Here is a 20,247-nt window from a genome sequence, read left to right as displayed (position 1 = left end):
CTTAGAACAGGCCAGTGATTTCTCCATCATCATTAATGTCGATATTCTCTGAAGCAGGATGTGCAGGTAGTCCTGGCATCCGCATAATGTCACCGGTAATTGGAATTAAAAAACCGGCACCAACGGCAATTTCAATCTCCCGGACCGTAATGATAAAATCCTTGGGTCTTCCCAATAATGCAGGATTGTCCGATAAAGACTTTTGCGTCTTGGCAATACAGACCGGCAGCTGTTCCAAACCCATGTCAGCAATTTTCCGAAGATTGGACTTGGCCTTAGCCGTGTAATCCACGTATTCGGCACCATAGATTTCGGTAGCTATGGTGGCAATTTTATCTTTGACACTGGAATTCCAATTGTACAAAGGTTTAAAGTTGGAGGCGTTGGATTCCACCACATCAATCACTTTTTGGGCCAAATCCAAAGCACCTTCCCCTCCTTTTGCCCAAACATCAGCGATTGCTACGCGAATCCCTTTGGAGGCTGCTAAATCTTTGATGACTTGAATTTCCTCTTCCGTATCTGAGGTAAACTTGTTTATGGAAATTACCGGAACCACCTGAAACTTGGCAATGTTTTCCAAGTGTTTTTCCAGATTGGGCAACCCTTTTTTAAGGGCCTCCACATTAGGCTCGGTTAACGATTTTAAATCTACGCCCCCATGGTATTTTAAAGCCCGGATAGTAGTAGTGAGTACCACGGCCTTGGGTTTTAATCCAGCACTTTGGCACTTGATGTCGAAGAATTTTTCGGCGCCAAGGTCAAATCCAAATCCCGCTTCGGTAACCGTATATTCAGAATGGGACATACCCATCATAGTGGCGATGACCGTATTGGTACCTTGCGCAATATTCGCAAACGGACCTCCATGGATGATGGCCGGATTCCCCTCAATGGTCTGCACCAAATTGGGCTTTATGGCATCTTTCAGCAAAGCGGCTATGGCTCCTTCCGCCTTAAGGTCTTTGGCATAAACGGGTTTTTTGTCAAAAGTGTAGCCCACGAAAATGTTTCCCAAACGCTGCTTTAAATCGCTGAGGTTTTCGGCCAGGCAGAGAATGGCCATGATTTCAGATGCTGCCGTAATATCAAATCCCGTTTCCCGTGGGACACCCGAAGTGGTTCCTCCCAACCCCACAATCACATGCCGCAAGGAACGATCATTCATGTCCATCACCCGTTTCCAACCAATGGTGCGAGGGTCCAAAAGCAAAGAGTTGGTTTTGCTTTGGATGTTATTGTCTATAATGGCGGCCAAAAGGTTGTGCGCTTTTTCAATGGCCGCAAAATCCCCTGTAAAATGCAAGTTGATGTCCTCCATGGGCAGCACTTGGGAATAGCCACCTCCGGTAGCCCCTCCTTTTATCCCAAAAACGGGTCCCAGTGAAGGTTCACGAAGCACCACCGTGGTCTTTTTCTTCAACCGATTCAAACCTTCGGACAACCCAATGGACATGGTGGTCTTTCCTTCACCAGCGGGAGTTGGGGAAATGGCCGAAACCAAAATAAGATAGCTCTTTTTTGCCTTTTCCTTGTCAATGGCTTTTAAAGGGAGTTTGGCCTTGTACTTCCCGTACATTTCAATCGCATCGGCGGGAATGCCGAATTTTTCGGAAATAGCGGAAATGGGTTGAAGTTCAACCTCCTTCGCAATTTGCAAATCGGTCATAAGTGGTATGTTGAGTTAGTTCTGGAAACCCGAAACGGATTCGGTTTCCATCCTACAATATACCATAATCGCACAAGAATTTCCTAGTAAATGTTCAAATCCAGATAGTCGTTCTTGAATTTCCCTTCGGGGTCGTATTTTTTGGCCAAGGCCAAGAAATCGCCAAATTTCTCGTACCGCTCATGCAGCGTGTTTGGATTTACCGTGAACAATTTTCCCCAATGTGGTTTTACGTTGAACGGTGCCAAAGTGGCTTCAATTTTTGGAAGCAATGCCATGACTTCCTTTGGTTTTTGCTTCCAGGTAAAGTGAATGGCCACAGAGTCCTGATGATAACAGGGACTCATCCAAAATTCATCCGCAGCAATAGTTCTCACTTCAGTGATCATCAAATGCGGATTGATCTCATTCTTCATTTTTTCCAATGCCAAGACAGCTTCCACTGCATTTTCACGAGGGATAAAGAATTCGGACTGGAGTTCCTCACCCGCACTTGGGGTAAAGCCCATTTTAAAATGAGGCAAACGGTCATACCACGGTCCAGGAATGCCCATTTGTTCTGAACAAGCTTCCGCGGAAAGAGCGGCAATGGGATGTACATTTTCCGTGGCGGCGGTAGCCCCATGAAAATCATCACTAAAGGCTTCATGCTCTGCATCTACCCGACGTTTTATCCAAACCTCACTGATTTTGTCATCCATCCAATCCGTAAATAGGCTCACACTGTACCCAGCGGACATGATTTCATCAAAATTTTCGACCATGGCGCTTAAAGGCAAGTCCAAAAAAATGTTTTGGGTAACATCATAAGCTTCTTCAATTTCCAGGGTGATTTTGGTAACGATGCCAAAAGCACCCAAGCCCACCACAATACCGTAAAAGTCGGGATGGTTGCGGTTTATAGTCACCAGCTCACCACTCGGGGTGACCAGTTCCAAAGCCACTACCGGAGTGGCCAAATTGCCATTGGCGACCCCAGAGCCATGTGTTCCTGTGGAACAGGCGCCTGCCACCGTAATATGGGGCAAGGAGGCCAGATTATGAAGTGCATAACCCTTTTTATAAAGCTCTTCACTAAAATCCCCGTACCGAGCACCACTTTCCACAGTGATGGTCTTGTTTTCAGTATCCAGACTGACCACTCTGTTCAGGTTTTTGGTGGAAATCTGGTTTTTTGGACTATCCGCAATGTTGTTAAAACAGTGTCGAGAGCCCAAGGCCTTTTGCTGCCCGAATTCTTTTACCAGTTGTTGTACCTCTTCGGCGGAAGTAGGCTCATATAATTTTTCGGCTTGGTAGGTATAGTTTCCAGCCCAATTTGTTCGAGGAGGAGTAGCTTGTGCGGTCACGGTTTCTTTTTTCTTGTCCAAACAGGCGAGATTGGGCAGTAACATTCCGCCCGCCACAGCCATGGAGGATGATTTAATGAATTGCTTACGTTTCATAAAGGAAAGGTTTGTTCAGTTGTACAGGCCACCCCGCATGTGCTCTGAAGGGAACCTTTACTAAGATACGGAATTAGGGGCTAACATTTATCGCGAAGATTGTGAGCCGAATCCATTGGTGAGGTCATTCCACCCGAATGCCCTTGGTAGTGAAGGACAGTCCTTGTTGCCCGGATGTTGAGATCATCACCCCCTCAAAATAAGGTTCGTGTGTATTGGGTTTTATGGACCATTGGAACAAGAAATTGGCCCCTGTTCCACCAGATTGGTCTTTTTCATCGATCACAATTTCCACGGTTTCCATGGGTTGGATGTAGATGGGTTTGTTGAAATAGGTACGGATGGAATTGCCACGGGTATCAAAATATTCCGCTTTGTTAATGTAGATGGTATCCCTGAGGTTGGTGTTCCGCATGCTGATGGTCCCCGTAAGGTTATGGGTGCGGTGCTCCGTTTCGCTGTAGATTTGGGAATAGACGGAAAGGTAACTGATCCCCTGCACCAAGGAATCACTGGCCGAAAGCGTTACCGTGCGGTTGTTCCAGTTTACCGGATGCATGGAACTCACCTCTTTTTGCGCTTTTTCGGCGCAGGAAAGGATAAAGAGCGACAAAACGATCAAGACCAACTTTTGCATAGGGCAGGGTTAGGTCTGACTAAGATACGGAATAGCGCAATAAGTCTTTTTAGAAATAACCCGGTCTCTTGCAATCAATTACATAAACCATTGGCAATGTCTATCTGGGAAGGGTTGTAGAAATTGCCATCAACGGTGTAAACTCCTGTAAAGCCATTATTAATTAAGGTCTGTAGGTCGCAAAAGTCACTTAGATTTCCATTGTTCGTAATGACCAAATCACCACCAATTGTTTCGAGATTTTGCAAGCCATTCAATTCTACCAGAATATCATTTGAAGATATTTCCAAATTACCCCCCGTTGTTGTCAACCCAATCAACCCACTTAAATCAACTAAATTGGAATTTCCGATTGTAATATCTCCTTCAATATTGGAAATACTGCCGAAGGCCCCAATATTGCTCAGAGCAAAGTTTCCAAAGAGGTTGAATTCTCCTTGTACAGATACCAAGCTGTCAAAGCCGGTTATACTTGCAAGTACATCATTGTTATCAATTTGGACTCCTCCTAATGATTCAACTAAGGTAAACCCATTAACTTCAACCAAGGCGTCGTTGCCCCTCAGAAATAATCGGCCCCCAATATGGGTTAGGTTATCAAAACCTGTGATTTCCGTTAAAGCATAGCTTTGGAAAACATAAAAATCACCGCCGATAGTTTCTAAGTTGCTCAGTGCACTTATGTCTGACAGTTCAGAATTAAAATATAGATTAAGATCACCATTTACCACAGTGACAGAACCAAGTCCCTGTAAACTGGTTAGCGCAAAGTTTCTTGCGATGTCCAATATGCCATTGACCACTGTAATTTTTTCCAAACCTTGCAAGTTGAGCAAGGCATCATTTTGAATTATCTCAATGTTACCACCAATAGATGCCACGTTGGCAAGTCCTGTAATATTGGCCAACAGATTATTACCCGAAATAAACAATTTACCCCCAATACTGGTCAAGTTGCTAAGACCATTAAGATTAGCGAGGGAATTATTGAACTGCACGGAGAGGTCTCCACCAATTGATGTTAAACCGCTTAGGCCATCAATTTGGGTGAGGGGTGCATTGTTTGCAAAAATGGTCAAAAAGGAGGCCACGGTTTCTATGGTGCTCAATCCATCCAAATTGGTGATGTCTGTTTGCCCATTTACGAAATTGCCAATGGTAATACTTCCGTTAACCCCAATATAGCCTTCTTCTCCAAAATCATCAATCTGTTGTTGACTGGTGAATACAAGGTCACCTTCGTAGATGCCGCCAAGCACCTCTAGAGTGGTAAAAGTAAGTTGTTCTCCATACGCTGTTCCTTCGCTGTTGGTGGCATACGCCCTTACATAATATTCGGTATTGGCATCCAGTTCGGTCAAATTGCTGATAAAACTATCGTTCCCAGTTCCATCAGAAGTACTATTGTCATTTATGGTAGGGTCAGGATTAACGCTCCAGCAAATTCCTTTGGAAATGATTTCACTGCCGCCATTGGTTACAATACTTCCTCCGCTTACAGCTGTGGTCACACCTATTTCGGTGATGGATGTAGTTGACACCGTAGGAGTGGTCAGGGATACTTCTTCCAGCGTAGTAAAGCTAACCTGTTCTCCATACGCTGTTCCTTCACTGTTGGTGGCATATGCCCGTACATAATATTCGGTATTGGCATCCAGGCCCGTAAGATTGCTGGTAAAGCTATCGTCTCCTGTTCCTTCAGAAGTACTATTGTCATTTATGGTAGGATCAGGATTAACGCTCCAGCAAATTCCTTTGGAAATGATTTCGCTCCCGCCATTGGTTACAATACTTCCTCCGCTTACAGCTGTGGTCACATCTATTTCGGTGATAGACGTAGTGGAAACCGTAGGAGCGGACAGGGATTCTTCTTCCAAAGTCGTGAAACTGACTTGCTCCCCATATGCTGTTCCTTCACTATTGGTGGCATATGCCCTTACGTGATATTCGGTATTGGCATCCAGACCCGTAAGATTACTGGTAAAGCTTCCGGTTCCGGTTCCGTCGGAAGTTTTGGTGTCCGCAGTTGTTGGGTTGGCGCTGGTGCTCCAACAGATTCCTCGTGAAATGATATTGGCTCCTCCGTCATCGGTGACATTACCTCCACTTACTGCCGAAGTTTCTTCAATTGCGGTCACCGCTGTTGTGGAAACCGAAGGTGCTGAAAGTGTTTCTTCCGGGGGTGCGGGGTCATCAGAGCTAGAGCTACATGCATAAATAACAAGGCAAAGAAGTAGGACAGGGACAAATTTTTTCATTTAAGGTTGATTGAATTGAACAAATCAAAAAATAGGATTTTTCTGATAATAATCCTGATTTGACAAACCTATTAAAAAAATTAGGAAGCATATAAAAAGAGGTGGACCTCACAGCTAATTTTTAGACCGTTAATCGAAACCTTCACTGAAAAATTCCTCAAGGGTCATGTCAAAAGCTTGGGCAACTTTGAGAAGACTGGTGTATTGCATATCCGTTCCAGTTTCATAACGACCAAATTGTGCACGATGGATACCATGGTCATTGGCAAAACCTTCATAGCTTGAATATCCTTTTTGAAGTCGTAAGGATTTGATACGCTCAGCTAATTTCTTAATCTCCTTGGATTTGTCCATGAAGTAAAGAAATCAAGAGTGCTGTTAATAAGTAACTACTAATTAGTAGTTATTTGAAATTCTTTTTATATCTTTAGATATAAATGTCCCAAACATGAATGAAACCAAAATTGCACAGCTCCAAGAATGGATTACCGATACCTACGGCACCCCTGAAGAACTGGCCCATTACCTAGATTTGGCAATAGAAATGTTGTTTTACTTGGAAAAGGATGCCTTTGAGCAGATAGAAGTGCAGGATGTGGTTACGGCTTTGAGGGGAATAAAACGGGTTTTGGGGTGAAATTATGGAGTTGTCTCTAGAATTTATTTTCTCTCAATTGTAACCCATGATTTATCAAATCCAATTGCTCTAAGCACCTTTTCTTTATCCAGAGTTTCAGGCTGCTTAATTTTAAGAATCAATGTATGCTCTGGAACTTTTTCTATGATTGTAAATTGGGAACCATGAGGCTGCCAAACAAACCGCTTTTCTTTGGTTCCTTTTATAAAGCCTTCTAAATTTCCTCTTTGATTCCAGAAAAAATCAAAAAGCTCAGTATCATAGCGGATGGTTTCAAACTCAAATACGGCAACTTGGGAAAGGTTATCTGATTTAACCAAAACAACTGTGCGTAGGTGTTTGTATTTCTCACGAATCGCAGAAACACGTTCATTCCAAATCTCCAAAACTTGTTCTCCTATTAGATTTGGTTCGATGGTCGTGTCAATGGTCGCACCATAAGAATAAATAGGTGAATTTCTTCCAGAAATCAATCTGACTTGTTTTAAATCTCTAAAATCCTTCACCCCAGATTTAACTGTTTTTGCACCCCAAGCCGTATTACCCATTACAACATCATCAAGACCAACATTTGAGGGTTTCCATTCAGCAGCAATGCAATGGGCGAATATTTGCTCCCACTCATTTCCCTGTAAATCGGCACGGCCTTTACTAGCAAGTAGGTATACAATTTCTTGACCTAAAATGTATGGAAAGTCTTTATTAAATTCATTTAATGGATATGCAGCAATTGATTTATTGACTGTTCTCAGTTTTGGTGATTGCTTTTTTCCCATTTTAACTAGCGTTGAAGCGTAAATCATACTCCCTTAAAACAGCGGTTTGATCCATTCCAATAGCGATGTATGGCAATAACTTTAAGGCAACAGCTTTAATCATGTTTACAGGAACAGCATTACCAGCCTGTTTTCTTGCTTGGCCATCACTAACTACAATTCTATAAGTGTCAGGGAACCCTTGTAATCTAAACATTTCTCTTGGTGTGAGCCTTCTTTCTCCATTAACCAAAAGATAATTGTATGATGCTCCTGCTCTTAGAGCACACGAGTATGGGTAAGAGCAAATGTTGCCAGATTTATTTTCATGCCATATTGATGGATAGTAGGAGGATTTATGGCTATTCTTCCTCTTTTCTTGGATGTAATCGGATGCGTAATGTTTCTTATTTACATTTTTTTCTAATATTTCAGAAAGAGGTTTATAGGGTTTTTCAGGATTTGGAAAAGTGAACATTATTGGTTCTCTATGGCCTACAATCACAACTCTTTCTCTTTTTTGGGGTAATCCATAATCCAATGCATTTAATACACTGTAATTAACATGATACCCTAATTCTTTCAGCGATTTGAGGATAACTTTTAAAGTCTTTCCTTTGTCATGTCCTACTAGCTGTTTGACATTTTCTAATATGAATGCTTTTGGCTGTTTTGCCTTAAGAATTCTTGCTATATCAAAAAAAAGAGTTCCTCTTGTATCGGTAAGACCTTTCATTTGACCAATTATGCTAAAAGGCTGACAAGGAAATCCTGCAAATAAAATATCATGGTCAGGAATATCCTCCTCATTTATTTTAGTAATATCTCCATATGGCCTTTCACCAAAGTTTTCTTCATATGAATCTTGGGCAAATTTGTCTATGTCAGAAGAGAATACACATTTTGGGACAATGTCATTTTCAAAACAAGCCTCTTCGAATGCAACTCTAAAACCCCCAACGCCACAAAAGAGGTCAATAAATGTCAGTTTTTCTTGATACATAATTCAAAGATACATATCTAAACTAATGTTTTTTACTTCTATGTAATTTTACTACTCCCCAATCATCTTGATAAACTTGGCGGGTACTCCGCCCACAATGCTATTGGTAGGTACATCTTTAGTTACCACCGCTCCAGCGGCCACCACCGCATTTTCACCTACGGTGACTCCAGGCAAAATAGTGGCCCCAGCCCCAATCCACGCATTTCGTTTAATGACCACCCGGTGTAGGGACAAGGATTTTCGGTTGGCGGGCGCAATGGGATGGTTTTCCGAAATAAGGCTCACCTTCGGGCCAATAAGTACATCGTCCTCAACGGTAATACCACCAAGGTCCAAAAAGGTACAATCGTGGTTAATGAATACATTTTTACCTATGGTAATATGTTGCCCAAAATTGGTATGGAAAGGCACAAAGATGCGGGTACTGACATCAATTTTCTTACCGATGATTTCACTGAGCCGTTCTCGAATCTGCTCCACACTTGTGGAGGTGTTCAGTGTAGCTTTCAGCTCCATGGTCTTGGCCACCACTTTCCAAAGTTTGGGCATTTGGGGGTCGTCATGCGGAATGGTTCCCCCTTCAAGCATCCGTTCAAACAGGTCTCGGTTATCGTGGCTCATAAGTACAAGGGTCTAGGTTGTCCTTAAAGATAACTCATTTGCCTTATAATTGAGAATGACAATATCCCTAAAAAAGATAGCCCAAACGCACTCCCACAAAGTAATTTCTACCATTTCCGGGGTAAAAGAAGCGCGGTTGTGCACCGCCAAACCCTGTGGCATTAATCAAAACGGATTGTGCATAGTTGGTATCAAATACATTATTGATGCCCGCATGCACTCCAAGAGAAATATGGTTGGAGAGTTGCGTTTTGTAACCCAATCGGGCGTTGAACACATTAAAGGAATCGCTGCTTAACGTATTGGCATCGTTCAATGGAATTTGGTCAACAAATTGATGGGTAAGGTTCAGCTGCAAACCGTTGGAATGTTGCAGGTCTATCCCCGTGTTCAATCGGTGTTTGGGCACTCCGGTCAACGGATTACCGGAGTAGTCGTTGTCCTCATCCACAAAATCAACAAACACATGGTCGTTGAACGTGTAGCTAAAATAAGGCGCCAAGGAAAGTTGATTGGAGAGTCGAGCAATGTATTTCACATCCATTTCCACCCCTTGGTGACGGGTTTCCCCGGCGTTGGTGCCAATGTATTGGTCCTCACCCACGCGTTGGGCCACCAACAGGTTGTTGATGTCCATGCGGTATAGTGCCACATTGGCTGAAAATCGATTTTGCAATAAGGTCCATTGTGCCCCAATTTCGTAATTGGTGCCGGTTTCTTGGGCAATATCGGGGTTGATCACGCCTTCTGGGGTTAAGGTTTCCTCCAAACCGGGATTGGAAAACCCACGACTGATGTTGGCGTAGAGGTTACCATTTTTCAGGGCATATTGTAACCCAAAACTGGGCAGGAGGATGGCATCAAAATTTCGAGTGGCCGAAGTGTTTGCCGCACCTTGGTTGAACAAATCTTTAAAATTGTAATGCGTCTTGTTGAGGTTGAGCCCCACTTGTGCCGATAGGTCGGTGGTCAAGGCATACGTAAAAGTTGCAAAGGCATTGAACTGCCTACGGAATTCAGTGTTCTGACTCAAGCGGTCACCTTCAAGGCTGCCATTACCGTTGTTGTCCTCGTACAGGTTCTCAATGGTGCTCCAATGGTACTCGTCTTTATAGAGTTCGGCACCAAAGGTATATTCGGCCTTGTCAAAACTGCCCTCAAATTGACTTCGGAAACCAAAGCCGTTGGTAAACTCATCCAAAATATTGAACGGACGTGGCTCATAGTGGTCCGTGTAGGTATAAAAAATACTGCTGGTGTTCATGAACGCTTCTGAAAATTTATAGGTATGCGACAAACCCGTAAGCACATATTTGTTGGCTTCGTAACCTTGGGCTGCCAACCAGTTTCCGGCTGCACGGGTGGGGTCTTCCTCAAAATCGGTCTGGTTGATGGAACTGGCGATACCTGCGGTATAGTCGATATAGTTCATCAAGATGCCCACACTACTTTTTGTGCTTAGATTGACGTTGCTTGTCAATAAGAATCCATCTCGTTCAAAGCGACTGTTCTGCCGAAAGCCATCTGTTTCCAAATGGTTGTAGCTAAAGGTGAGGTTGAAGGTTTTTTCAGCATGGGTAAAGGAAAGGTTGTCCTTCAACATATTATAAGACCCCACATTTGTAGTATTGATGAGCTGGGTCTCATCTGTTTGTGCTGATTTGGTATCCAGAATAATGGCCCCACCCAAATTAGTGCCATATACGGTTCCTTTTGGACCTTTGATGACCTCAAGAGAGCCTAAATTTTCCAAATCAAAAGCCTCGATATCGGAGAAGTTGGTGCCGTTGGTCACAGGAATGCCATTAAAATACATTCGGAGTTTGTCCGTTCCGTACAACGTTCTTGCACCCACACCACGAATGGTGATTCGGTTGGTATTGATGGCACCGGAAAGAATATATACCCCTGAAATTTGGTTTACCGCCGAAGGAATATCCGTTGGATTGAAGCGTTCAAAGGTTTTGGTGCTGATGGTGGATGAAGCGGTAATACCAGTTGCCTTTTTAGGGGCGAGATCTTCGGTAAGGATAATCTCATCCAACTGGGTTATGGAATCTTTTTGAACGTTCTGTGCCAGAATTTGGGCAGTACAGAACAAAGTCAAACTGTAAAAAAGAAATTTCATTTTGTTTGTGAGGGAATTATGTGCTAACAAGTGCTATTATTTTTTTAGGTTGATGGTTTCGCCATTTTGGGCGCTCTTTCGGGCGGCATCCAAAATTTCCACGACTATCATATTGTTCTCCAAGGAAGAAAGGTCGTTAGGCGAAAGTGTTATTTTATCTCGGACGACAGCAGCAAGCAATGAAAAAGGGTCGTTATAGGGAGATGGTCTTTCCTCCAGAACCATTTTTTCTTCTTCATAGCCATCGTATCCTTCTGCCATTCGGATTCGTAAGGTGTTGCGATTATCAGCATAAATGGCCCCGGTAAGGCCATAGAGTTCCATGTCCTTTCTGCCAATAGGCCAGTTCCAGGAGGGTTCTAAAATGGCTTGGGACTCATCATAGGTGAGTATGATGGTAGCATCGTCGTCCACTTTGGGATTGTTCTCGGATTGAAACTGTTGGGTCACCGCTGTAACCGTGTTCGGCCTTGCCCCTTCTTTTAGCCAGGTCATAAGATTGGCCCCGTAACAACCAAAATCTGTAATGGCCCCACCGCCGTTGAGGACAGGGTCTTGAAGCCACTCCAAAAATTCTTGGTTAACACCTATTTTTACAGGTCCTCGGTGCCCATCTCGGACAATGACCTTACGTAGGTCTCCAATTTTGCCTTGGTCCAGTAACTCTTTGGCCCTGTGATTGGTGGGGTACCAAGTAGTTTCATAGTTGGTGAGGAGATGTATATTGTGTTTTTCGGCCAAGGCCTTCATTTGCTGTGCATGCTCCATATTAACAGCCAAGGGTTTTTCCACCATGACATGAATGCCTTTTGGGGCACAGGTCTGTACAACTTCCAGATGATCGTAAATGGTACCAAAGGCCGTTACCGCCTCAGGTTTTGTCTCGGATATCATTTCTTCCAATGAATCGTAGACCAAATCCATAGAAAACCCATGTTGGTCAGCATAGCGTTGTGCCAACTCCCGATTGGATTCAGCTATCCCAACAATTTCAATATCGCCAATGTCTTCACGCCCCAAAATCCAATGCACATGGGTATGGGTAAGTCCGGCCACACCAATTTTTAAGGGCTTTTCTTGGGATAGACCAACCGATAAGTTAATCGTGCAAAAAATGAGGGCAATGAAATTGCGAAGCATGTGTTTGTTTAATTGGACATAAAAATAACAACTAATCTACAAGTTCTTTTAGCAAAGTTGTTGTATTCATCACATGGGCAAATTCGCCCTTGAGATTGGCAAGGGCTGCACTGTGAATGATATCGGCACCCAGCCGTTTCCCATCCACGCCAATTTTATCAAAAGCGGCAGTGGCATCCGAAATTAGAGTTACGTTAAAACCTAAATTACTGGCCATCCGCACCGAAGTGGAGATACAGTGTTCAACAGTTAGTCCAACGATCACCAAATCGGAGATGTTTTGGGATTTTAAACTTATTTCCAAATCTGTTCCAATAAAGGCGCTATTTACATTTTTTTGGATGATGGGTTCACTTTCCAAAGGTCTTACCAATGGATGAAAGGCATTTCCTTCTTTGCTGGGATGGAGCGGTGATGTTGGATTGGTGGAGCAGTGCTGCACATGAAAGATGGGCCATTTTTTTGCCCGAAAAAAATTCAGGATTTTTTGGCAATTGGCCTCGGCATCCGGATTGCTGCGTTCCGTACCGTAAAACTCCATTTCTTGAAGCCCTTGTTGTATATCGATAAGGAGTAAAGCGGTCATTCGATTACAATTTGTACCTAAAAGTAGGGATTAAAACCTGAAACCAATCGATAATCCGCCGCGGTACATAAAGTCATCTTGAAAATCCTCTGGATTGATATTTCGGCCCAGACCCCCAAAAATCTCCACCGTGAACCGTTGATCTCGGGTCGACCATTTATTGCCCAATCCCAACCCCAAAGCCGTAGTACTGTAATCCCTATTTCGCTGCAGGTCATTTTCAATTTCATCCTCACCGGTGTAGTAGAGTCCAAAAGCTTCAGCAAAAAATCCGCTTCTGGGTTGATACCCAAAATAAGCCCTAAAATTGGGCCCGATGCCAAAATTCCCATTGTAATCGGTGGCATCATTATCAAAATAAACCGTTGCACCAATACTGGCGTCTTCACTAAAGTAGTATTCATAAGATCCTTCAACCGAGGAGGTGACCAAGAACAATCCAATGTTAAGCTTTATCTCATTGTTATTATAAAGAGGGGGATAGGCTTGGGCGGATAGTAAGAAGCCGGAAAACAGGAACCCAAGAAGAAAAAGTTTTTTCATGATGCATATTTTAATTCCAAGTAGAATAATCAATTAGCGTTCCAAAAACAAAGGTACAGCATGATTGGGAACCATATTAATTTTAACAGAAGGGCAGCAATGGCTATTTTTAGGCAAAATTTTAGCATGAAGATCGTCTCCTATAATGTAAATGGAATTCGGGCCGCCATGAACAAAGGCTTAGTGGAATGGTTGCAGGCCGTAAATCCCGATGTGGTATGTCTGCAGGAAACCAAGGCCATGAAAGAACAGGTGGATACTTCGGTTTTGGAGGAAGCCGGATACCCATACCATTATTGGTTCAGCGCCCAGAAAAAAGGATACAGTGGGGTGGCATTGCTCTGCAAGGAGCAACCAGATCATGTGGAATATGGCACAGGCATCGATTATATGGATTTTGAGGGTCGTAACCTTCGTGCAGATTATGGCGACCTGTCCATTATGAGCATGTATTTGCCCTCTGGCACCAATCTGGATCGTTTGGACCTAAAACTGACGTATATGGCCGATTTTCAAAACTATGCGGATGAACTTCGGAAAGAACGCCCCAACCTTGTGGTTTGTGGAGATTATAATATATGCCATGAAGCTATTGACATTCATGACCCGGTGCGGAATAAAAATGTATCTGGATTTTTGCCGGTGGAACGCGAATGGATAGGCAATTTTATAAAAAGCGGCTTTATTGACAGTTTCAGACATTTCAACAAAGAACCTCACAATTATACATGGTGGAGTTATCGGGCCAATGCCAGAAACAATAATAAGGGCTGGCGTTTGGATTACGGGATGGTGAATGAATCTTTGGCAGACCGTTTAAAACGTTCCGTGATTCTTTCGGAAGCCAAACACAGTGATCATTGCCCCATTTTGTTGGAGTTGGAAAAATAACAATTGCTTTAAAACCCAAAAAATAGGATTGACTACCTTAGTCGCTTTAAAAAATTTAGTTTGATGAAATACACTCGAATTCCACATACCGATATCAGAATAAGTAAAATCTGTTTGGGAACCATGACCTGGGGTCGCCAAAATACCCAAGATGAAGGTTTTGAGCAGATGGATTATGCTTTGGATCAAGGCATCAACTTTTTTGATACGGCAGAACTGTATCCTATTCCAGCCAAAAAGGAACTTTATGCAGTTACTGAAGAAATCATTGGAAATTGGTTCAAAAAGACAGGGAATCGAGATAAGGTTGTTTTGGCCACAAAAATGGCTGGTCCGGGCGGACCAGCCTCATTCATCAGGGATGAGGGATTTAACAAAAAAGAAATTGTTGAATCTGTGGAAAAGAGTTTAAAACGACTCCAAACCGATTATCTTGATTTGTACCAACTGCACTGGCCGGAGCGGAACACCAACTATTTTGGTCAACGTGGGTACAATGCCCATGCCGTGGATTCGTGGGACGACAATATTCATCAAGTATTGGAAACTTTTCGTGATTTGATTGCTTCAGGAAAGATTCGTCATTTGGGGCTTTCCAACGAAACACCTTGGGGCACCATGCGCTTTTTGGAGGAGAGCAAGGTGCACCAGACGCTTCCAAGAGTTAAGACCATTCAAAACCCCTATAGCTTATTGAACCGTTTATATGAGGTTGGGCTTTCTGAAATTTCGATGCGGGAGCAAATCGGTCTTTTGGCGTATTCACCACTGGGATTTGGGGTCTTGAGCGGAAAATATTTGGATGAAATACCACCCCGAAAAGGAAGGATCACCCTTTTCCCCAATTATAACCGATATAGCAGTGATACTGCGGTGGAAGCCACCAAAAAATATGTGGAATTGGCCCAAAAGCATGGGTTGAGCGTGGCCCAAATGGCTTTGGCCTTTGTGAATACCCGTCCGTTTGTGACGAGCAACATCATTGGGGCCACCACCATGGAACAGCTCAAAGAAAATATTGGTAGTATTGAGGTGAATCTTTCGGATGAAGTGTTGAAGGGTATTGAGGAAATCCACAATGCTATCCCTAATCCTGCGCCGTAATTTAACCGAAGAGTAGGCTGACCACATCTTCAATCTTGGAGACTTTCTGAATCTGGATTGCGGTATTTTTCAGCCCAATTTTGTTGCTCTTGGAAACATAAATGGTGGTGAAGCCCAATTTTTCAGCTTCCAAAATCCGTTGGTCCACCCGCTGTACGGGACGAATTTCTCCCGCGAGACCTACTTCGGCGGCAAAACAGACTCCTTTTTCAATGGGAATATCCGCATTGCTGGAGAGAATGGCGGCCATTACGGCCAAATCTATGGCGGGGTCATCCACGGAAATACCTCCGGTGATGTTCAAAAAGACATCTTTGGCGGCCAATTTAAAACCGGCCCGTTTTTCCAGTACAGCCAAGAGCATATTTAAACGCTTGGCGTTGAATCCCGTAGCGGAACGTTGCGGTGTTCCATAAACGGCAGTGCTGACCAAGGCTTGTATTTCAATCAGTAAGGGACGCATACCTTCCACAGTGGCGGCAATCGCGGTTCCGCTGAGGTCTTCCTCGTTTTTGGAAATGAGCACTTCCGAAGGGTTGTTCACTTCCCGCAATCCACTGCCCTGCATTTCGTAAATGCCCAATTCTGCGGTGGAACCAAAACGGTTTTTAAGCGAACGAAGGATGCGGTAGACATAGTTTCGGTCACCTTCAAATTGAAGCACGGTATCCACCATGTGCTCTAAGATTTTAGGTCCAGCAATGGTACCGTCTTTGGTGATGTGTCCGACCAAAATAACCGGTGTATGACTTTCCTTGGCAAATTTGATGAGTTCCGCAGCACATTCCCTGATCTGCGAAATACTCCCTGCTGCAGATTCAATATAATCCGTGTGCAGGGTTTGGATGGAATCGATGACCACTAAATCGGGTTCCAGTGAAGCAATTTGCTGAAAAATATTCTGGGTCTTGGTTTCGGTTAGGATGAAACAGTTCTCACTATTGGGTTGAATGCGGTCCGCCCGCATTTTAATCTGTCGTTGGCTTTCCTCTCCCGAAACATATAGGGTTTTAAAAGGCAATTTTAAGGCAATCTGAAGCAAAAGGGTACTTTTTCCGATGCCTGGTTCACCACCCAACAAGGTTAAGGAACCAGGGACAAGTCCACCGCCCAGCACCCGGTTGAATTCTTGGTCTTTCGTGTCCAGACGAAGTTCACTTTCATGGGTAATCTCTGAAACACGGAGTGGTTTGTTCGCCTTTTTGTCCGATACACTACTGGTCTTCCAGCTTCTTTTGTCCTCTTTTTGGACCACCTCCTCCACAACGGTGTTCCATTCCTTACAGGCGGAACATTGTCCGACCCATTTGGCATATTGGGTGCCACAGTTTTGGCAAAAAAAAGCGGTTTTGGTCTTGGCCATTCTAAATTAATGAGGGCCCTAAAGATATGGATTTAGATGGATGGATTCCTAGATATTTCGATTATTGGATTGAGCCATCCAATCATCTAAAAGGCCAACCTTCCAACAATCTAATATCCAAAATCTGCTTTGAGTGCATCAATTTTTTCCAGGGCCATATCCTTGGTCAAAAAGTCGATTTCTTCCATTTGGAATGCTTTTTCAAAGGTTTTGAACGCTTTTTTGGGCTCACCCAGTTCTTCATAGTATTCGCCTTCAAAATAAAAGCCCATCATGGTCTCGGGATATTGTTCTTTGCAGAGGTCCGCTAAGGGTTTTAGGGATTCAAAATCGTCCTTTTTTCTACAGGCCGCGTAAATGGCCATAATGTCATTGAGTTCCACGGGCTTTTCAAAACCAAAAAGTTTTTCAATCAGTGCATATCGATCCTCCAAATATTTAAAAGCTGGTTCGTCTGAAGTGATAATTTCTGTTTTATACTCTTTTGGGGTAATAGGCCTGAACATTTTAAAGACGTTGTCAAACGCCTTGCCAATACCATAGGCCACAATGGAAACGTGGTCGGCGTTTTCGTATTCATCAAAGAAATAATGAAGGGATTCCTTGGTAATGGAATTGATGTTGTGGTTCATCTGAAGGATAAGCTGCCTATCGTCCGAGGCCTCTTTTTCAACAATAACATTGTAAAAAATCTCTTGGTCCAAAGCGGATAGGCGTGCAGGCACTCTATTTTCCATTTCGGGAGCCAAAATAGGGGAAATACTCACATACGAATTGAACAAAGACCGGTCCTTGAACAAATAGTAATTGCCAAAATTGGCGGTAATATCATAACCGATGAACATTTTAAAAGGGGCAATGTTGTAGCTTGTTTCGAGATAAGGAATGATTTCTGTTCCCAAAAACTCGTAGAACATTTTTCCTTTATCGGATGGGAGCCCCGAATCTTCCTCATAAGCGCAATCTTCCCAACGGATATCATTTTTGCCTTGATCAACACCCACTACAATAGCTTGAGGCATGCGACCCAATCTGCTTTGAAATTTCACATTGGCCACTACAAGGTCAAATAGATATTCCGCATCCATAACAACGATCAAGGGATATTTTTTTTCTTCGGTCAAGTCTTCTGGGAAATAATAGGAAACATCCCTTCGCTCTTGGAGCTTAAAGGATTCAAAGATTTCCTTTTTTACCTGTGCGCCAAGATTAAGGCACACAAGGCCCATCAAAAAAAACAATAGGCAGTTTTTCATAGGTCAAGATTTTGATGGCTGGGGTTTACCGATTTCTATTCAATAACGGTAGGACAATGAAGGATATTGTACCGAAAACCACAACCATTAGGGTCTGTGCGATCCACATGATCCAGCCAAAAGCATCTCCAGAAACGGAGCTAATGCCATAAATGCCCAAAGCAGCACTAACGGCTATGGGATACAGCCCTATGCCGCCGTTTGTGGTGGACATGGCAAAGGCACCTCCCACAAAGGCAACCAACAATTCACTTAGGGAGAGCGACATGGTTTCGGCCACGGTGTGCTTTATGACCCAAAACATGCCAATATAGGCGGCCCAAATAAAGAAGGTATGAAAAATAAAAGGCCATTTTTTCTTCATTTTGAAGACACTCAATACCCCATCCAATAATCCATTTAAAAAGGATTTGAGCTTTTGGGCCAAAGCCGATTTTGATTTTCGGATAATCGCTGTGGAAATAAATAGTCCGGCAATCCCAACGAGCAGAATTCCAAAAGCACCAATAAGATTGACCCCTTTTTCTTCCAGGAAAGTTAAAATGATATCAGTTTGAAGCAAAAGGGTGATGATGATGACCAATAAAAGCATCAAGAGGTCGATGACCCTTTCGGTGACGATGGTTCCAAATCCTTTTTCAAAGGGAACTTTTTCGTAGGTGGTCAATGCCGTAGCCCTTAAAATTTCACCTGATCTAGGAATCCCCAGATTGGCAAAGTAGGAAATGAGTACAATGAAGATATTGTTGATGACCTTGGGTCGATATCCCATGGGTTCCAAAAGGTAGTTCCAACGGATGGCCCTTGAAATGTGACTCAAAACCCCAAGAATAACGGACATTGTGACCCAAAAAGGACTGGCATTTGAAATATAATGGATAATCTGTTTGCGTTCCTCCGGAGTGGTGGAGTTATAGGAGTACCACACCAAAAACAGCCCAACGGCTATGGGAACAAAAATCTTCAGGAATTTTTTCAGGGATTTGCCCAAAATCAGTTCAAAAGATTGGTGGCTTCGTTGGGGAAGACCAAAGCTGGATTGAATGACTTGGCCTCTTCAATGCTCATCCAGGCATAGGTGATTAGGATCAATACGTCGCCAACCGCCACTTTTCGGGCGGCGGCACCGTTAAGGGTAAGCTCTCCTGAGCCACGTGGGCCAGGAATGGCATAGGTTTCCAGCCGTTCGCCGTTGTTGTTGTTCACAATCTGCACTTTTTCGCCCCTAATAATATTGGCGGCATCCATGATGTCCTCATCAATGGTAATGCTACCGATATAATTAAGATCGGCCCCGGTTACCTTTACTCTGTGAACTTTCGATTTTACAACTTCTACTTGCATGGTGCAAATGTATCAATTCAATCTTAGATTATCTATTAGGCGAACACCATCGGCATAAACGGCAATGAACGCCCTATATTTTCTATTTTCTTGTTTTTTGAGCATTGGGGTGAGCGTATCCTCATCGGCAATCTGAAAATATTCCAACTCAAACAACGGATTATTTTTAAATTCCTCCTTTACCCAATCCATTATATTTCTCGCACTTTCCGTGCCAAATTTTGCCTTGGCAGATTGGAGGGTTTCATAAATGAAACTCGCTTCTTGTCTAGTCGTTTTGGAGAGCCTTTCATTACGCGAACTCATGGCCAATCCATGCGGCTCGCGCTCTATGGGGCACCCTGTAATTTCACATGGCAGTTTCTTGGACGCCGCCATTTTTCGGATGATTTGGAGCTGTTGGAAATCCTTTTCACCAAAATAGGCTTTGTCTGGAGAAACGGTTCTAAGGAACAGTTCCACTATGGTGCCCACACCATCAAAATGACCTTCCCTGAACTCACCTTCCATGACTTTGTCCAGACCATCAAACTCATAGTTTTGCGATTTTATGTTTTCTCCATAAATTTCATCTATGGAAGGGGCAAACACAATGATGTTTTCCGAAACGTCCTTCAAAAGTTTTAAATCCCTTTCAAAGGTTCTGGGATATTTTTCAAGATCATCCTTTTTGTCAAATTGGGTAGGGTTCACAAAAATACTGACCACAACCCTATCATTTTCCAAAAGTGCTTTTTTAACCAAGGAGATATGACCTTTATGAAGGGCGCCCATAGTGGGCACAAGCCCAATGGTACGGTTCTTGTTGCGCTCTTCTTCAAGGAAGGACATGAGTTCTTTTTTACGGTCAAATATGTGCATTAC

At 43.3% G+C, this 20,247-nt stretch carries 20 protein-coding genes; 3 read left to right on the top strand and 17 right to left on the bottom strand.

Annotation, left to right across the window (positions count from 1 at the left end; genetic code table 11):
* Window position 1: 1 nt before the first annotated feature.
* The 5 genes from FG28_RS05115 to FG28_RS05095 all read right to left on the bottom strand — a co-directional run bounded on the left by FG28_RS05115 (window position 2) and on the right by FG28_RS05095 (window position 6,363).
* Window positions 2–1,669, bottom strand: coding sequence for a formate--tetrahydrofolate ligase (locus tag FG28_RS05115; protein ID WP_036380482.1), 1,668 nt, complete (start codon window positions 1,667–1,669; stop codon window positions 2–4).
* A gap of 83 nt (window positions 1,670–1,752) precedes the next feature.
* Window positions 1,753–3,114 carry a D-arabinono-1,4-lactone oxidase gene (locus tag FG28_RS05110; RefSeq protein ID WP_036380480.1) on the bottom strand — a complete coding sequence of 454 codons (1,362 nt, stop codon included), beginning with the start codon at window positions 3,112–3,114 and terminating at the stop codon, window positions 1,753–1,755.
* 124 nt (window positions 3,115–3,238) lie between these two features.
* Window positions 3,239–3,751, bottom strand: coding sequence for a DUF3124 domain-containing protein (locus FG28_RS05105; RefSeq protein WP_036380478.1), 513 nt, complete (start codon window positions 3,749–3,751; stop codon window positions 3,239–3,241).
* A gap of 74 nt (window positions 3,752–3,825) precedes the next feature.
* Entirely contained in the window at window positions 3,826–6,009 is a 2,184-nt protein-coding gene (locus FG28_RS05100; protein ID WP_036380476.1) for a leucine-rich repeat protein, read from the bottom strand.
* Between the two features lie 129 nt (window positions 6,010–6,138).
* On the bottom strand, window positions 6,139–6,363 hold the full coding sequence (locus FG28_RS05095) for a helix-turn-helix domain-containing protein (protein WP_036380474.1): 225 nt from the start codon (window positions 6,361–6,363) through the stop codon (window positions 6,139–6,141).
* Window positions 6,364–6,457: 94 nt separating this feature from the next.
* Here FG28_RS05095 and FG28_RS05090 point away from each other — a divergent pair, with 94 nt between their 5' ends.
* Window positions 6,458–6,646 carry a hypothetical protein gene (locus FG28_RS05090; RefSeq protein WP_036380472.1) on the top strand — a complete coding sequence of 63 codons (189 nt, stop codon included), beginning with the start codon at window positions 6,458–6,460 and terminating at the stop codon, window positions 6,644–6,646.
* A 23-nt stretch (window positions 6,647–6,669) separates the two neighbouring features.
* Here the strand turns inward: FG28_RS05090 and FG28_RS05085 are convergent, their stop codons facing one another.
* The 7 genes from FG28_RS05085 to FG28_RS05055 form a co-directional block, all read right to left on the bottom strand.
* Window positions 6,670–7,422, bottom strand: coding sequence for a hypothetical protein (locus FG28_RS05085; protein ID WP_036380470.1), 753 nt, complete (start codon window positions 7,420–7,422; stop codon window positions 6,670–6,672).
* A gap of 1 nt (window position 7,423) precedes the next feature.
* A complete protein-coding gene (locus FG28_RS05080; RefSeq protein WP_036380468.1) occupies window positions 7,424–8,404 on the bottom strand; it encodes a DNA cytosine methyltransferase in 981 nt (326 codons plus the stop codon).
* A 51-nt stretch (window positions 8,405–8,455) separates the two neighbouring features.
* Window positions 8,456–9,028 carry a DapH/DapD/GlmU-related protein gene (locus FG28_RS05075; RefSeq protein WP_036380466.1) on the bottom strand — a complete coding sequence of 191 codons (573 nt, stop codon included), beginning with the start codon at window positions 9,026–9,028 and terminating at the stop codon, window positions 8,456–8,458.
* A 67-nt stretch (window positions 9,029–9,095) separates the two neighbouring features.
* The gene (locus FG28_RS05070; RefSeq protein ID WP_036380464.1) at window positions 9,096–11,156 is read right to left on the bottom strand and encodes a TonB-dependent receptor; all 2,061 of its coding nucleotides are present in this window, start codon (window positions 11,154–11,156) and stop codon (window positions 9,096–9,098) included.
* A gap of 36 nt (window positions 11,157–11,192) precedes the next feature.
* Window positions 11,193–12,296, bottom strand: coding sequence for a Gfo/Idh/MocA family protein (locus FG28_RS05065; RefSeq protein ID WP_036380462.1), 1,104 nt, complete (start codon window positions 12,294–12,296; stop codon window positions 11,193–11,195).
* 31 nt (window positions 12,297–12,327) lie between these two features.
* Window positions 12,328–12,882 carry a cysteine hydrolase family protein gene (locus FG28_RS05060; RefSeq protein ID WP_036380460.1) on the bottom strand — a complete coding sequence of 185 codons (555 nt, stop codon included), beginning with the start codon at window positions 12,880–12,882 and terminating at the stop codon, window positions 12,328–12,330.
* Between the two features lie 30 nt (window positions 12,883–12,912).
* Complete coding sequence (locus FG28_RS05055) at window positions 12,913–13,425, bottom strand: hypothetical protein (protein WP_036380458.1); 513 nt, start codon at window positions 13,423–13,425, stop codon at window positions 12,913–12,915.
* A gap of 126 nt (window positions 13,426–13,551) precedes the next feature.
* Here FG28_RS05055 and FG28_RS05050 point away from each other — a divergent pair, with 126 nt between their 5' ends.
* Both FG28_RS05050 and FG28_RS05045 read left to right on the top strand, forming a co-directional pair.
* Entirely contained in the window at window positions 13,552–14,316 is a 765-nt protein-coding gene (locus tag FG28_RS05050) for an exodeoxyribonuclease III (protein WP_036386180.1), read from the top strand.
* A gap of 63 nt (window positions 14,317–14,379) precedes the next feature.
* Window positions 14,380–15,420, top strand: coding sequence for an aldo/keto reductase (locus FG28_RS05045; RefSeq protein WP_036380456.1), 1,041 nt, complete (start codon window positions 14,380–14,382; stop codon window positions 15,418–15,420).
* A gap of 1 nt (window position 15,421) precedes the next feature.
* On the opposite strand, the gene radA is transcribed toward FG28_RS05045, so the two are convergent.
* The 5 genes from radA to panC all read right to left on the bottom strand — a co-directional run bounded on the left by radA (window position 15,422) and on the right by panC (window position 20,244).
* Window positions 15,422–16,783, bottom strand: a complete 1,362-nt coding sequence (gene radA / locus FG28_RS05040; protein WP_036380454.1) for a DNA repair protein RadA — start codon at window positions 16,781–16,783, stop codon at window positions 15,422–15,424.
* A gap of 110 nt (window positions 16,784–16,893) precedes the next feature.
* On the bottom strand, window positions 16,894–18,039 hold the full coding sequence (locus tag FG28_RS05035; protein ID WP_036380453.1) for an alpha/beta hydrolase: 1,146 nt from the start codon (window positions 18,037–18,039) through the stop codon (window positions 16,894–16,896).
* Window positions 18,040–18,064: 25 nt separating this feature from the next.
* A complete protein-coding gene (locus tag FG28_RS05030) occupies window positions 18,065–19,030 on the bottom strand; it encodes a lysylphosphatidylglycerol synthase transmembrane domain-containing protein (RefSeq protein WP_036380452.1) in 966 nt (321 codons plus the stop codon).
* Window positions 19,031–19,032: 2 nt separating this feature from the next.
* Window positions 19,033–19,383: an aspartate 1-decarboxylase gene (panD, locus tag FG28_RS05025; RefSeq protein WP_036380451.1), complete on the bottom strand. Its 351-nt coding sequence runs from the start codon at window positions 19,381–19,383 to the stop codon at window positions 19,033–19,035.
* A 12-nt stretch (window positions 19,384–19,395) separates the two neighbouring features.
* Window positions 19,396–20,244: a pantoate--beta-alanine ligase gene (gene panC, locus FG28_RS05020; protein WP_036380448.1), complete on the bottom strand. Its 849-nt coding sequence runs from the start codon at window positions 20,242–20,244 to the stop codon at window positions 19,396–19,398.
* Between the last annotated feature and the right edge of the window lie 3 nt (window positions 20,245–20,247).

The organism is Muricauda sp. MAR_2010_75 (genome assembly GCF_000745185.1).
GTDB lineage: Bacteria > Bacteroidota > Bacteroidia > Flavobacteriales > Flavobacteriaceae > Flagellimonas.
The sequence above is the reverse complement of the archived record's forward strand: the minus strand, read 5'-3'. Positions and strand labels throughout refer to the sequence as shown.